The sequence below is a fragment of the Streptomyces sp. Ac-502 genome (genome assembly GCF_045222935.1).
GTDB lineage: Bacteria > Actinomycetota > Actinomycetes > Streptomycetales > Streptomycetaceae > Streptomyces > Streptomyces monomycini.
Genome location: NZ_JBHFFO010000001.1, coordinates 1,694,056 through 1,707,778, shown reverse-complemented (window position 1 = coordinate 1,707,778; position 13,723 = coordinate 1,694,056). Strand labels below are relative to the sequence as shown.

The 13,723-nt window shown below is 68.0% G+C and carries 11 protein-coding genes and 2 pseudogenes; 6 read left to right on the top strand and 7 right to left on the bottom strand.

The window, feature by feature from the left end; translation table 11 throughout:
- Positions 1-380: 380 nt before the first annotated feature.
- Entirely contained in the window at positions 381-551 is a 171-nt protein-coding gene (locus ACEXOX_RS07620; RefSeq protein WP_406519663.1) for a hypothetical protein, read from the bottom strand.
- Between the two features lie 493 nt (positions 552-1,044).
- Here ACEXOX_RS07620 and ACEXOX_RS07615 point away from each other — a divergent pair.
- Positions 1,045-1,242: pseudogene (locus ACEXOX_RS07615) on the top strand (hypothetical protein); the annotation flags it as partial.
- Positions 1,243-1,461: 219 nt separating this feature from the next.
- On the opposite strand, the gene ACEXOX_RS07610 reads toward ACEXOX_RS07615, so the two are convergent.
- The 4 genes from ACEXOX_RS07610 to ACEXOX_RS07595 all read right to left on the bottom strand — a co-directional run bounded on the left by ACEXOX_RS07610 (position 1,462) and on the right by ACEXOX_RS07595 (position 5,394).
- Entirely contained in the window at positions 1,462-2,145 is a 684-nt protein-coding gene (locus ACEXOX_RS07610) for a hypothetical protein (RefSeq protein ID WP_406519662.1), read from the bottom strand.
- Positions 2,146-2,153: 8 nt separating this feature from the next.
- Positions 2,154-3,002, bottom strand: a complete 849-nt coding sequence (locus ACEXOX_RS07605) for a terpene synthase family protein (protein WP_406519661.1) — start codon at positions 3,000-3,002, stop codon at positions 2,154-2,156.
- A gap of 423 nt (positions 3,003-3,425) precedes the next feature.
- Entirely contained in the window at positions 3,426-4,472 is a 1,047-nt protein-coding gene (locus ACEXOX_RS07600; protein WP_406519660.1) for a polyprenyl synthetase family protein, read from the bottom strand.
- A gap of 31 nt (positions 4,473-4,503) precedes the next feature.
- On the bottom strand, positions 4,504-5,394 hold the full coding sequence (locus tag ACEXOX_RS07595) for an SAM-dependent methyltransferase (RefSeq protein ID WP_406519659.1): 891 nt from the start codon (positions 5,392-5,394) through the stop codon (positions 4,504-4,506).
- A gap of 1,022 nt (positions 5,395-6,416) precedes the next feature.
- On the opposite strand from ACEXOX_RS07595, the gene ACEXOX_RS07590 reads away from it, so the two are divergent.
- Together ACEXOX_RS07590 and ispH are read left to right on the top strand one after the other, a co-directional pair.
- Positions 6,417-7,181: a polyprenyl synthetase family protein gene (locus tag ACEXOX_RS07590; RefSeq protein ID WP_406519658.1), complete on the top strand. Its 765-nt coding sequence runs from the start codon at positions 6,417-6,419 to the stop codon at positions 7,179-7,181.
- Between the two features lie 23 nt (positions 7,182-7,204).
- Complete coding sequence (gene ispH, locus ACEXOX_RS07585) at positions 7,205-8,209, top strand: 4-hydroxy-3-methylbut-2-enyl diphosphate reductase (protein ID WP_406519657.1); 1,005 nt, start codon at positions 7,205-7,207, stop codon at positions 8,207-8,209.
- 601 nt (positions 8,210-8,810) lie between these two features.
- Here the strand turns inward: ispH and ACEXOX_RS07580 are convergent.
- Together ACEXOX_RS07580 and ACEXOX_RS07575 are read right to left on the bottom strand one after the other, a co-directional pair.
- Positions 8,811-10,172: a tetratricopeptide repeat protein gene (locus tag ACEXOX_RS07580; protein ID WP_406519656.1), complete on the bottom strand. Its 1,362-nt coding sequence runs from the start codon at positions 10,170-10,172 to the stop codon at positions 8,811-8,813.
- A 972-nt stretch (positions 10,173-11,144) separates the two neighbouring features.
- Positions 11,145-11,624: pseudogene (locus ACEXOX_RS07575) on the bottom strand (transposase); the annotation flags it as partial.
- A 93-nt stretch (positions 11,625-11,717) separates the two neighbouring features.
- On the opposite strand from ACEXOX_RS07575, the gene ACEXOX_RS07570 reads away from it, so the two are divergent.
- From ACEXOX_RS07570 to ACEXOX_RS07560, 3 genes are read left to right on the top strand one after another with little or no spacing between them, the layout of a single operon-like run.
- Positions 11,718-11,927 carry a hypothetical protein gene (locus ACEXOX_RS07570; RefSeq protein ID WP_406526685.1) on the top strand — a complete coding sequence of 70 codons (210 nt, stop codon included), beginning with the start codon at positions 11,718-11,720 and terminating at the stop codon, positions 11,925-11,927.
- A complete protein-coding gene (locus ACEXOX_RS07565) occupies positions 11,924-12,478 on the top strand; it encodes a transposase (protein ID WP_406519655.1) in 555 nt (184 codons plus the stop codon). Before ACEXOX_RS07570 ends, ACEXOX_RS07565 begins: the two co-directional genes overlap by 4 nt.
- On the top strand, positions 12,459-13,643 hold the full coding sequence (locus ACEXOX_RS07560) for an IS701 family transposase (RefSeq protein WP_406518361.1): 1,185 nt from the start codon (positions 12,459-12,461) through the stop codon (positions 13,641-13,643). Before ACEXOX_RS07565 ends, ACEXOX_RS07560 begins: the two co-directional genes overlap by 20 nt.
- Positions 13,644-13,723: the final 80 nt, after the last annotated feature.

Sequence of the window (13,723 nt, the reverse complement as noted above, 5' to 3'; positions counted from 1 at the left end):
CTGGTGGAGGTAGCTGAGGGCGCCTGCGTCACGGACGGGGCCGGCTGGGTGGCCGCAGAGGGGGACAGCGATGCCGCCGCAGAGGGGGACGAGGCCGTGGGCGGGCTGGAGGCGGTGGACGTTGTCGGGTGTGGCGTCGAGGACACAGTGGCTGTTGGTGGCGCTGGAGACAGGGGCACCGTCTGCGCGGGGGCCGGCGAGACCATCGGGACGTTGACGAAATTAGCGGGGTAGGTGGCGCAGCCCGCACTCAGGAGAAGCAGGAGAAGGAACTCTGCAAGGATGCCACGGTGCACTACGCTGTCCTTCCTAGCGGCGCCCGCAAGAATTGCGGAAGCGAGACCGGACGCAGACAGACCTGGCGCTCTCGGGCAAGCGACTCACTTCCCGCCCAGGCTGCCCACAAACCTGCCGAGGGATTCGAAGAAGGTGGCGATGGCGCGGTAGACAACCGTGATGGTGTGGGCCACCTGCTCAGGCTCTTTGGCGATGAGGAACAGCAGAATAATGAGGATGAGCCAGAATAGGATACTCCGGGGGCGGGAGATCACAGGAAGAACCTTCCGTTTCCGGGGCGAAAAGGCCGCGACTCAGATCGTAACCGGGCGTAAGAGCGGCTGGCCCGTCGTGCTGCCTGTGGCGAGCGCTCGGATGTCCGGAGTTTCTCGGGCCGTCTCTCGAAGTGCGCCTTCGGGAATGTCCGGCCCGTATGCCACGCCGAGTTTTTCGCCTTGATGCCCACCAGGAGCGGAAGGGTCGGCGCAAATTCTCGAAGATGAATACCTCTTACGCTTCTCCTTCCTGTCCTCAGCACAGGCTACCGGCAGGTGGTAACGGTAGAGAAGAGGGTGAGCGTCGCAACGGGTAAATCAGGACGTTTTAGATGCTTGAATACGCGCAGGTTCCGGCGGTGCTTCTGAGGAGTCCGTTCAAACTGAGACAGTGGTGGCACAAGAGAGAAGAAAGAATCCCTGGGGAGTCAACTGCCGCGTGGTGCAGCTCCCTGCTATCAGTTTCCGAAGTCGCGTGCACGGGTGCGCTGAAGGTCCCACGACGGCCTTCCTCGCGAAGGACGCGGAGTCCGCAACCGTAGTATCCGAGGCCCTTCGGACCTCCGGCACGTGCCGCGCCGTGCGGGTGGCGAAGGGGCCAGCCTCTGTCGATCATCGCGAGTCGGTTCATGGCTTTTCGGAGCGGTGCGGACGGGTGGATAGTCACGGGCGAGCCTGCGGTGGTGCATGAGCCGACCGACGTTGCTTCTCGGCTGGTCCGCCCGCGCGAATGGCTCGCACGTCCTTTCCGTGAAGTCCTGCACAGAGCGGCGTACTTCATTTAGCTTCTCAGGCGACCAGGCGACGCGCCCAGCCAACGCGCGGCTGTTCGCCGGGGCACACCCCGGGCCGGTGCGCCCGGCCAAGCCCTGCCAGGTGGAGGGATCGTGGCGTCCAGCGATGACTGTGATCAGGCGCCGACGCTCGTTCGAACGGACTGCGATGCCGTTTTCGCATTTGCTCGCATACGCAGAAGGGCTCCCCAGTATGTGGCGGAGAAGGCCGCCGAGACGGCTGCCATGTAGCCGATCAGCCATGGGTGCTGCACGGAAAATTGGGCGGGGGCCGTAAGGAAGGCGATGGGACCGGTGGTGCAGATGAGGAGCCATAGGCCCGCTGTTGTCGGGGATTGCCCTTTCCGGGTGCCGCGGTTGTAGAGCATGAGCGGGTAGCAGACCGAGACGATGAGGAGCGCCAGCGTCGTGGCGTAGAAACCGTGGGTGTCGTCCAGGCTGCGGCTGAAGACGGGGGCCGCGCCGGCACCGATGGCCAGGGCGGTGAAGAACATCCACCGGAAGGTGGTCGGCCGGATACGGGGGAAATGTTCCGGGCCGTATACGGCGATCTGGTAGATGAATAGCAGGTCGGGGACGACGAATGCGGCGCCCAGGGCCCACATCGGCAGGAACGAGAACCACGGATCGTAGCTGCCGACCATCAAGGACACGTCCAGCGACAAGAAGAAGCAGACCGTACCGGCAGGAATGCTGGGCACCCGGTCCCGAAACCCTGCTCGCACGGCAGATATGTACCACAGGATGGCGGCGGCTGAGGCCACGCTCAGCAGGATGCCGAATGTCTCTGTCCTACCCATCGGAGCTCCTACTCGTCTCGTACCTGCTCGGCGGACAACCCCGGGACGATGTGTGGCTGGTGGCCCTGCCGGTCCTCCGCAGGTGAGTAACGGGCCGTGATGCCGTACCAGTCGTAGGAGCCTCGAACCCAGGTGCACATGGATTCGACGTGCCGTGTGACGCTGTGGCATGTCTCGGGAGGAAGGCGCATGCGGGTGCAGAACGGACCGAGTTCGGCGAGGGAAGCGAGTTGCCGGACATGCCGGTCGGCTTCCTTGCGAATGCCGTGCAGGGCATGGGTGAGGCTCGCATTCTTCTCCTTCATGACGAGGGACACGAGGTTGGTCTGCTTGCCGGTGTCGTCCTTGGAGTGGGAGAGGATCTCGTTGGTCAGGATGATGTGGCGGGTGGCGTGGTGGCGCAGGGTCGCCAGGCGGGTCGCGTGCCACACGCCGGCGGGGACCTCGAAGCCGCCGGTGCGTTCGGCGACCGCGTACATTACGGTGCAGGCCACGGATTGGTCCCTGACCCGCAGATGCTCCTCACTGGTCGGGACATGTCCCTCGCGGCGGTCGGCGGCCTCCGCCAGGTTGCCCTGGAAGTATTCCTGCCACAGCCAGGCCGCGCGGTGACACCAGGCTTGCGACATCCCGGCCCGCAACTGGGTCCACAGGTCGGCGAACGCCGCGGTCAGGGGCCGGGTGGGGGTGAGGCGACGGTGGAGGATGCTCACCAGTTCCTCGGTCACCGCGTGCTCCCTCATACGGTCGAGGGAGACGTCCATCCAGTCGTCGTGCAGGAAGAGCCAGCCGCAGACGTTGTAGGAAAGCAACAGGTCCTGGCTGCGTGGGTCGCCATAGGCGGCGAGGTCAGCCACGCGCGAGCGCACGTACCGGTCGGTGGTGGCACCGGGGGTAACAGGTCGTGACCGCGTAACCAGTCCAGATGTGCTCCGCGCACGCCGTCGAGCCCGGGCGGCGGCGGGTGCTGGGGTAGCGGCATGGTCCGCGGAAGGGGAAGGGCGTACGGCACGTCAGGGGCTGCTTTCTGTGCGATCGTGGGCTGTCGTCCACCGCGGTGACGGTTTTGCCGGGGACAGTGGTCACCGTTCGCGACAGATGTCTCCGCAGGTCCGTGCGCGGCGGGGCGCCGGATGGTGGTGTCGGCGGGGGCGGACGAGCGTGGCGGAGGGCCCCAGTGGGGACTGTGGTGTCGTCTCTCCCTGCTGGGTGGCAGGCATCGCGGGCGAGAGCTGCCCGCGATGCCGGGTCTGCTTCGTCACGCGTCGTTGCGGGCGGGCTCAGGTCCGGGGTCGGCGGGGGCGTCGGGTGACGGTGAACTGGAGCAGTTCGGCAAGATCGTCGTGGACAGCCGTCGGCAGGGTGATCTCGTCGAGCGTCTTCAGGGCTTGGGCTAGGTGGGTGCGGGCGATGTCTTCGGTGGCGCTCTTGCCGCCGAGTTCTTCGAGGAGGTCGGCGATCGCCTGAAGGTCGTCGTCCGGTTCGGGCCGGGCCAGGAGTTTCTGAAGTTCTCGGGCGCGGGGGTGACCGGACTGGACGGCGGTGATGACAGGGAGGGTGTGCTTGCGCCGACGCAGGTCCTGGAAGCCTGGTTTGCCGACGAGGGCTGTGTTGCCCCAGATGTTTTCCAGGTCGTTGACGGCTTGCCAGGCGGTACCGGCGTGGTGGGCGGCGCGGCGCAGTGTCTCGCCCTCGTGAGCGGGTTTGCCGCACAGGACGGTTCCCAGGACGGCTCCGGTGCCCAGGAGCGCACCACCCTTTCCGCGGCAGCAGTCCAGGTAGGCGTCGAGGATGACGTCCTGGGCCGGGATGCGGTCGAAGCAAGGTTCGCTGGACCAGGCGTGGATCATGTGGGCCACGCCGTCGGTGAACACCGGCACCGCCGTCGTGGCGCGGGGAGTGGCGGCCAAAACGCGGACGGCCTCATTGAGCAGGGCGTCGCCGGCCACGAGGGCGGGCCCGGTTCCGTAGGCGACCCAGGCGGTGGGCCGGTCGCGGCGGACTTCGTCGCCGTCGGCGATGTCATCGTGCAAGAGGGAGAAGTTGTGGGCGAGTTCCACGGCGACGGCGCCGGGGGCTGCCTGGGCCGGGTCCTCGCCGGTGGCCTGGGCGGCGAGCATGACCATGGCTGCCTGGAGGGAGCGGCTGCCGCGCTGTTGTGTGGGGGTGCCGTCGACGTCGTTCCAGCCGAAGTAGTAGCCGCAGATCCGGGCCAGGTCGGGCTGGAGCCGGCCAAGGGCTTCTTCCAGTCCGGGGCGGGCGAAGCCGCGGGCGTGGTGGATGATCTCAGGCAGGGGCGGAGGGCTGACGGCAGGAGGCGTAGTCACTGGGCGCCGGTCCTTTCCTCGTGCGGGAATTTCAGTGGGGGCGGGCCGGTGGTCGGGTGCTCAAGGCGGGCCTGCGGCGCGAAACGATGCGCATGTAGTTGACGCAGTCGCTGCGGTAAGCGCTCAGGTAGGGCGTTTCTATGCCGGTGGCGAGGGAGGAGTGGGAGCGCAGTTCCCAGTAGGGGATGGCAGCTTGGGTGAGGTCGTCGACCTGGTAGGGAATCAGGCCGGTGTCAATGAGGGCGCGCAGGTAGGTGGAGCGGCTGTGGGTGTGGCAGCAGTAGTGCTCGTCGATCGCCTCCGTTTGGGGCGGGTGCGGATCGAGGGCATCGTTGTTGCACCAGGTCAGCAGAGCGTAGTGGCCGCCGGGCTTGAGGAGACGGGCGAACTCCGCGAACGTCTCGTACAAGTCGACGTACATGGTGGTCTCATTGGTGACCACGCAGTCGAACGAGGCGTCCGGGAAGCCGGTTGCGGCCATGTTGCGGTCATGGAAGCGGACCTGGTCGGCACAGCCGTGCTCCTCGGCCTGCCGACGCGCGAAGGCGTTCTGGTAGGCGGAGATGTTGATGCCGTCCACCTGGCAGCCGAATGCGCGGTGGAGCAGGAAGGCGGTGCCGCCACGACCGGAGCCGCCGTCGAGGATGCGGGCTGTGGAGGGGACATCGCCGAGGGCTTGGGTGAGGACATCGACCTGGCGAGTTTCCATGCGGTGCAGTTCGGTGTTGATGGCTCGTTCGCGTTCCTCGCCGGTCAGTGTGAGGACGCGGGGATTGAAGTCACCGACGGCGAAGTGGTGGTGATAGTAGCCGTCGGTGCTTCCCAGACCGAGATTGAGAGGGTCGTTGCGCTTGTTGTCGTAGTAGTCGAACGCGGCCTTCTCCAGCGGGGTACGCAGATTGACGGCGGGGTCAGCGGACATGGGCTTCCTTTGCGTCAGAGAGCGGTCAGGGGGTGGGAACGACCTCCGGGTCGATGACGGTCCCGGCGGCGCAGCGCGCCATGTACCCGGGCGAATGCGTCTGGCGGGAGGCGAACGCCCCCTGCGGACGACCGGCCCGGTGACGGAATCGGCACCGGCGCAGGGGGCGCATTCCCATCTCACCGCCAGGGCCAGCAGGAAAGAAGGGAGGGCGTGGACCGGTGCGTGCACGTGTTGAACGGGCGGTCCGCGGCGTGTGTGGTGCCGTGTCAGGTGGGTGAGTCTGTGGACGAGGCTGCTGGGGGTGTGGTCGGTCTCTTTGGTTCGAGAGGTTGACGATTCCGGGCCTTGGATCGGCGTGTGGCCTCCTGCGGAGAACCACTTTCCCGCCGCTGGTTCGTTCCGGGTGCCGCCGCCTCATCTCGCCTCACCTTGAGGCGCAGCGGCCTTCAGTCGGCGGGCAGGGGTGGGAATGCCGGCATACAGGTACCAGAGGCGAGACGTCACCGTGCCCGGCAGGTCACCCCATAGGGCGCGTACCCGCAGGGCTGCGCTCAGCTTGTCCGCGCGGCGGAGACCGGTGCGGCCGGGACGCCCGGGCTCGCCACTGTTCAACACGTTCACAGCCCCCTCGATGAAGTTCTTGTCCGCCAGTGGTGCGGCGGCTTCGGTGGAAGGGCGTGTTCTGCCCGCCTTCTGCACGTGCGGTGCGGGAAGCCGTCTGTCTCTGCAAGGGAGTGGCACATGGGTGGGGAAACCGTCGTCATGCCCCCGGAAAGCGTCGGGAGCGCCCTGCTGGAGCAGGCTCGCCATCGAGTGCGTCCCGTGCTCAAGCAGCGGGTCACCGGCCACCTGAAGCAGATGCGAGGGCAAGCGGGGTATCACTTGGGATGGCAGGACGAGGCGGGCCGGCCGTGTGAGGGTAGTACGGGCAAGGCGGTACGGCCCGCACTGGCCCTGGCGGCTGCCAAGGCGGTGGGGGCCGGCCACAGGACGCGGTGGCAGCCGCTGCCGCCGTGCAAATGGTGCACGATTTCTCCCTGTTGCACGACGACATCATCGACGGCAGCCGCTCCCGGCGGCACCGGCCTACCGTGTGGGCCGCTTTCGGCACTTCGGACTGCATCCTGACCGGGGACGCGCTGCTCTCGCTGGCCTTCACCACCGTGGCTGAAGGGCCGCCCGAGCCGGCTCCCCGGGCGCTGGGGTGCCTGGCCGAGGCGGTGACCGAACTGATCGAAGGTGAAGCACTCGATGTGGCCTTCGAGCAGCGCCGGCAGGTGTCCCCCAGTGAGTACACCGCCATGGCCGCCGCGAAGACCGGTGCGCTGACGGCGTGTGCCTGCACCCTGGGAGCACTGGCCGGCGGCGCCGCGTACGAGCGCGCGCAGTTGCTGGGGGCCTTCGGCCAGCACCTGGGCGTCGCCTTCCAGGTTGTCGACGATCTGCTGGGCCTGCACGGTGATCCGGCTGTGACGGGCAAACCGGTCGGCGCGGACCTGGCCGCGGGGAAGAAGACCCTGCCGGTGCTGGCCGCGCTCGCCTCCGGTACCTGGCAAGGCCAGGAACTGGCGACCGTGCTCGCCGACAGCACCCCGCAGCAGGGCACAGAGCTGGAGCGGGCGGCTCTGTTGGTGGAGGAGGCCGGAGGCGTGAGCACGGCGCGCCGCACCGTGAATTGGGAGCTGACCTTGGCTTTCGCGGCGCTGGCCGAGGCCATTCCCGCCGAGAGCGACCGGGAAGAGCTGCGCGCCCTGGCCCACGTACTGACCAGCCGCGACCACTGACGACCGCCAAGGAGTGCCTGCACATGCCTGAGACGCCCCGTAAGGATGTCACCGCGACCGGCCGTATTCGGCAGCCCGCTGCCGTGGCCCTGCAGCGCCCGCGGCGTGTACTGCTGGCGGCCCCTCGGTCGTTCTGCGCCGGAGTGGAGCGGGCCGTCGAGGTGGTCGAGATGCTGCTGGAACGGCGCGGGATCCCGGTCTACGTGCGCAAGCAGATCGTGCACAACGTCCACGTGGTGCGGGACCTGGAGCGGCGCGGGGCGGTGTTCGTCGAGGAACTCGATGAGGTGCCGCCGGGCGCCTTGGTGGTCTTCTCTGCGCATGGCGTCTCCCCGCAGGTGCGCGAGCACGCCCAGCAGCGGGGGCTGGAGGTGGTCGATGCCACCTGTCCGCTGGTGACCAAGGTGCATGCCGAGGCACGGCGGTTCGCCGCGCGCGGCAACACGGTCGTGCTGATCGGACATCTGGGGCACGAGGAGATCGAGGGAACGCTCGGCGAGGCACCTGAGCACACCGTCGTGGTCGAAAGTGCCGCGGATGTGGCCACGGTGCAGGTCCCCGATCCCAAGCGGGTCTCCTACCTGACACAGACCACCCTGGCCGTGCAGGAGACCGCTGAGATCATCGAAGCGCTCATCCGGCGGTTCCCGCACGCCAAGGGCCCGGGCTCGGAGGATATCTGTTATGCCACCACCAACCGGCAGCTGGCGGTGGAGCAGATCACCGAGGCTGCGGATGTGCTTTTGGTGGTCGGCTCCGCCAACTCCTCCAACTCGGTGCGGCTGGTGGAGGTGGGCGAACGGCGCGGTATCGAGGCTCATCTGATCGAGGATGTGACCGCCATCGATTCGGCCTGGATCGCCGACGCGGAGGTGATCGCCCTGACCGCCGGCGCCTCGGCTCCCGGCACGTTGGTCGACGAGGTCATCGCCTATCTGCGTTCCCTGGGGCCAGTGACGGTCACCGAACATGTCACCACCGTCGAAGACGTCCGCTTCAGCCCTCCGGCGGCCGCCCGGGGACGCTGACGGGAGCGTCTGCTCTTCCCTTCGGCGCGAATGAGGCGGCCGGCGCACAACGCCCGGAGCCCCGGCAGCCCGGCCCGGGGAAGCCCTGTGCCCGGGGCGGCCTGCCCGTCACCGGGGCCTGTACACCGGTCAAGCCCGTGATCAGCAGGTGTCCTTGCCGAGCGAAGCCCGAATCCGCTGAGGAATCTCACCAGGGCTCGCCCCCGGGGCGCCGCCGAGAGCAGTGCCGGCCGCCGGTTTCGGTGCACTGCGGGGCCGCACCCAAGAAAGCTCCTCGCTTTCGTCCGGTGGCGCCTGCCGCCGCATTAGTGAAGGCGGCGCGAATCTGCCCCGAGGACTGGATGAAGGTTTCTGCGGCAATTCAGGAGCGACATGGCCGCCGCGCCGCCTGAGGAAAGGCCGCCGCTGCGGCTATACATGACGCATGGACGACCCGTTTTCGCTCAGCCCGCTGCCGATCCCCTGGCATGCCGTCTCCCCTTCTGTCCTGGAAACGCAGCCGACAGGAAACAGCACCGCCGAGGCGGGGGCTGAACCATCCCGTCCCCGGGACGGTGCAGCCCCCTTTGACGTTCAAGAAGGCGCCAAGAGCATCTCGCGCCTATTCCGGCACTGACGCCTCTCTTTGCTCTGCGCGGCGAAGCCGGCTTCGCAGGCCCGCAGCGGACAGTTCGCGGGCACGGTCGCTGACGATGCGGGCCTGGGACTGGCGGGGGAAGCTCCGCACGGTTCGGTGCAGCGTGTGCGCGGCCCGTTCGACGTGGACGGAGGCAAGGTGCGGGTAATGGTCCAGGAAGACGTGCCAGTGCGCGCAGGCTTCCTCCAGGTGGCCTGAGTGCGCCAGCACTTCGGCCAGGCGGGCCTGGGCCAGCGCATACGGGCGGCGTTGGGCGGGAGGGCGGTGGCGTTCGGCGTCGTGGAATGCCCCGAGAGCCGCAGTCCCGTCTCCCAGCGCATAGAACGTTTCGCCACGCTGGTAGTCCAGCCCGGCCCGGGGGTAAGAAGCGAAGATCCCTGCGGAGGATGGAGCCCGGCCATGTTCCTGTTCGGCCGCCTTCAGGTCGGCCTGCGCCTGGGAGCGGTGGCCGGTGTGGGCGTGGACCAGGGCGCGTTGCGCCAGCACGAAGGCGCGGGTGTTCGCGGCGGCCGGCCCGGTGCCTTCCACGGCGGCGCATGCCAGGTCAGCAGAGTATTGCAGAAAGCCGAGCCGTAGCGCCTGGGTGCTGAGCGCGCGCAGTGTGGTGGCGTACGCCGCACGGTGTCCCGCCTGGTGAGCCAGTTCCAGGGCGAGACGGTAGTACACCTGGGCCAGCCCGTGGTGTCCTGCGTCGTCGGTCATGTTCGCCAGCAGGTGCGTCAGCTGTGAGCACCCCAGGAGATGCTGCGTGTGCCAGCGCGCGTCGGCGGGAGCCAGCAGGAGCGGCACGGCGTCGTCGGCGAGGTAGGCGGCCAGCGCGGTGCGGGCGTGCCCCCCACCGCTGGAGTCGATCAACGAAGCGAAGATGAGGCCCATGCTCTGCAGAATCGACACTTCGGCCTGCGAGCGTCCGCCTTCGCCGCCCGGCGGTGGGGGCGGGCGGTCATCCGGCCATGACGGCAGTCTCACGGGATGCGCCCCGTAGACGGTGCGCCGCAGGGCCGCGCGCCGGGCGGGATCACTCTCTGCGCGGCACAGCTCAGCCAGCCGGTTTCTGGGGTCCAGGTCGGCCTTCCCGGCCATGCCCAGCGGGGCGAGGGGCGGCAGGCCCGCAGCGAGCCCGGTCTCCTCGAGTGCGACCAGACGCCCGATGCGCCGGCTCAGCGCCTGCGCGACCAAGCCGGGCACCGCCTTCCGGGGCCGCGAGCCGACAAGCCAGTGCGCCACCGACGTGCGGTCATAACGCAAGGCCATTCCCTGCCGCCGGCCCAGAGCATTAACAGCTCTGGCCAACTCGGCGGCGCTCCACCCAGCCTCGTCCAGCAATGCGGCTAAAGCATGATTCCTGCATTGTCGTGACACTCACGTCCTCCTCGCCCCAGCAGGCAGCATGGATTGTGATGCTGCTACTACGGAGAAGACCGCGTTCCCCCTTGCGGCCCAACCATTCCCCGCGCCGGACGCGATTCCCGAAAATGACTCGTTCTCGAGCCAGGCGAGGTGCGCATCAGGCATCCCGGCACTTTCCGTCGACTGCCCGGAAAAGCATCCGGCGCACAGCTTCCCTGATTTTAGGCAAAAGTAGCGCCCGACGGAGTTCATGGCGCCACTCACTGCACCCCAGATCCTTGAATGCGCATGGATTTAGTTTCGGACGCTTGTTGGTGAAAACGAGAGTCGTTACTGCTATCACGCCTGAAAGATATTCCGCCTCGTGGGATAGCGTATGCCTCTGTCGGAGCAATGAGGAACACCGGCCGCACTGCCTTGTGCCGTACGTGATGAGCCGCTGGCGCCGGGAGGGCCGTGCGCGCAGACCGCGTGGGTGCTTCGAGCGGACCTGACGGCAGGGTCCTCGCCATCTGATGCCGCAACGGACACCCCCGTACATCCTTCGCGCATTCCTTCACCAAGCAGCCGCAGGTCATTCCACTACCAGGCGGCCCCGCGAGGACGTGGCTCCTTCTTGACCGGTTGGCCGCAGACACTTGGCGGTCTTCTCGCGGAACTCCTGGTGGAAAATTGTGTCCGGCAGCGGTCCGTCGGCGGAGGGCCGCAGGCGCACGGCGATCTCGGCAGGCCCGTAGGGGGACGCGGACCTGCTGATCGGGACTACGGTTTGCAGGCCGGTCCGGTGACGCCCCGGGACAGGTCTGGTATTTCAGTCCCATTGCACGGCAAGGGGGCCGTCGGGCAGCCAGCCGTCCCAGTAGCCCTCCACGATGTCGGCCAGTTCGGTGGCGTGAGTGGGCCGGTCTGCTGTGCGCAGCTGGCCGAGCTGCCACCAGCGTGCCGGTGTGGGGCTTCGTCGCCGTGGACCGAGGTTCCCGACGACTTGGTTGTGGGGGCGAGGCCGGCGTAGGAGGCAAGGTGGGCGGCCGTGGGGAAGCTGGTGCCGTCGCCGACGGTGACCAGCAAGGTGGCGGCGGTCCTGACCGCGACCCCCGGAATCGAGGTCAGGGCTGGGGAAAGAAGGTGAGCCTCCAGTAGCTGTCTGATCTGCGCTTCCAGGGCTCGTCGTTGTTCGTGGACGGCGGCGAGCGAGCGGGCCAGGGAGGGGAGCACGATGTCGAGGGTTTCGGTGCCTGGGGCCACGGCGGTCTGCTCGTCGAGCGCGTCGAAGACCTTATCGATCAGCCGCTCGGCCATGCGGGGAGCCTTGGGCCGGATCACCTCGACGAGCCTGCGGCGGCCGGCCTTTCGCAGCGCGGCTGGGGATCTGTGGCGTTCCAGCAGCCAGGTCACGGCCTGGTGGTCCATGCGCGGGCCTAGAAGTTTGCTGAAGATGTTGGGGTTCTGGCCCGGCCCGGTAGGGCCGGGGCCAGACTGTTGGTATGCAGGGAGCCGAGGCTTCTCGTCGGGTGGGGCCTGATGTATGGAGCCGTCGCCCTGGACCTGCTGGCCGACGAGGAAGGACCACTTCAGGTCTTCGGCGACACCGTGTACTCCGGTCACCGCTACCGGGCCGTGCTGACCGCGGCCGGACACCAGATGTTCTGCAAACCCGCCCCGCTCAAGCCCGCTGTCCCGGCGGATTCACCCTGGACGACTTCCGCATCGACACCGCCACCGCCCAGGTGACCTGCCCGGCCGGCCACACCGTCCCGCTCGGCGACCCGGCCGGACAACACCTTCAACGCAAGGCGTTCCTCGCCGAGCTGTGCGCCGACTGCCCGCTGCGGCCACGATGCACCACCTGCAAGACCGGACGGATCCTCACCATCCGGCCCCACCACGACGAGCAGGCCGCCGCCCGCCGCCAGGCCGTCACCGACCCCGACTGGCAAACCGCCTACCGGCGGCGGAGACCACCGGCCGAACGCGGCGTCGCCTGGCTCACCGCCCACGGCAACCGCCGACTGCGCTACCTCGGCGGCACCCTGAAGAACGACACCTGGCTCCACACCCGAGCCACCGCCCTCAACCTCCGCCGACTGATCAACCTCGGACTCACCCGAACCGACGGGACCTGGACACTCACCCCTGCCCCCCTGACGGCAAGGGGCGAGCCCGCACCAAAACCCACGCCGACCAGCCAACACCTTCAGCAAACTTCTAGTACTGCAACGGTGCTTGCCGTGACTGGTGGCCAGTTGGGTCGTTGGTCTGGTTATGGGTGGGGGCCTTGCTGATGTCAGGTTGTGGGCGGGTGAGCTTGAAGCGGTGCATGGGAGGTTCGTGCACCGCTTCAGCCGGGAGGAGCCGCGCCAGTCGGCGCTGGCCTATATGCGCGGGCTGATCTCGCCGCTGGAGCGGAAGAACGGCTGGACGCTGGCGGAGGAGGCCGGTTATGGCGGCCCCGATCGCATCCACCGGCTGCTGAACCGCATCGAGTGGGATGCTGACGAGGTCCTGGGCGACGTACGTGACTACGTCGTGGAACACCTCGGCGACCGGGACGCCGTGCTCATCGTCGATGACACCGGTTTCCTGAAGAAGGGCGTCCGCTCGGCCGGGGTCCAGCGGCAGTACTCCGGCACCGCGGGACGCACCGAGAACTCCCAGATCGGGGTCTTCCTCGCCTACGCGACGGGCCGCGGACGCACGTTGATCGACCGGCGGTTGTATCTGCCCGCGTCGTGGACGGATGACCGTGAGCGATGCCGGCGGGCGGGCATCGGCGACAGTGTCGCCTTCGAGACGAAGGTGGCCATGGCCAAGGAGATGATCCGCCGGGCCATCGCCGACCGGCTCCCGTTTCGGTGGGTGACGGCCGATGCCGCTTACGGCTTCAGCAAGGGCTGGCGCTTCGAGCTCGAGCAGGCCGATGTCTTTCACGTCATGGCCACCACCCGGCACGACACCGTCGTCACCCGCTGGGCCATCGACCACCCCGTCCACGACCTGTTCCCCGGCCTGCCGCGGCAGAAGTGGAAACGCCGCTCCTGCGGCGAGGGGGCCCACGGACGGCGGATCTTCGACTGGGCCCGCGTTGAGGTGCGGCCCTGGCACCGCGAGGACCGTCAGCACTGGGTGATCGCCCGTCGCAGCGTCAGCCGGCCCGAGGAAATCTCCTACTACATCGCCTACTGCCCCGCCGGCACCACTCTCGACGAGCTGATCCGCGTCGCCGGGAGCCGATGGGCGGTGGAGGAATGTTTTCAGAGCGCGAAGCAGGAGTGCGGGCTGGACGACTACCAGGTCCGCCGCTACCCGGGCTGGCACCGCCACATGACGTTGGCCATGGCCGCCCACGCCTGCCTGACTGTCCTGCGGGCCCGTGAGCTGGATGCGGAGAAAGCAGAAACGGATCCTCCCAGCTCATCCACCTCAGTCTTGCCGAAATCCGGCGTCTGATCTACCGACTCACCCACCGCCGGCCGGCACCGGCCGAGCACATCCTGTACTGGTCACACTGGCGTCGACGGCGCCAGCAC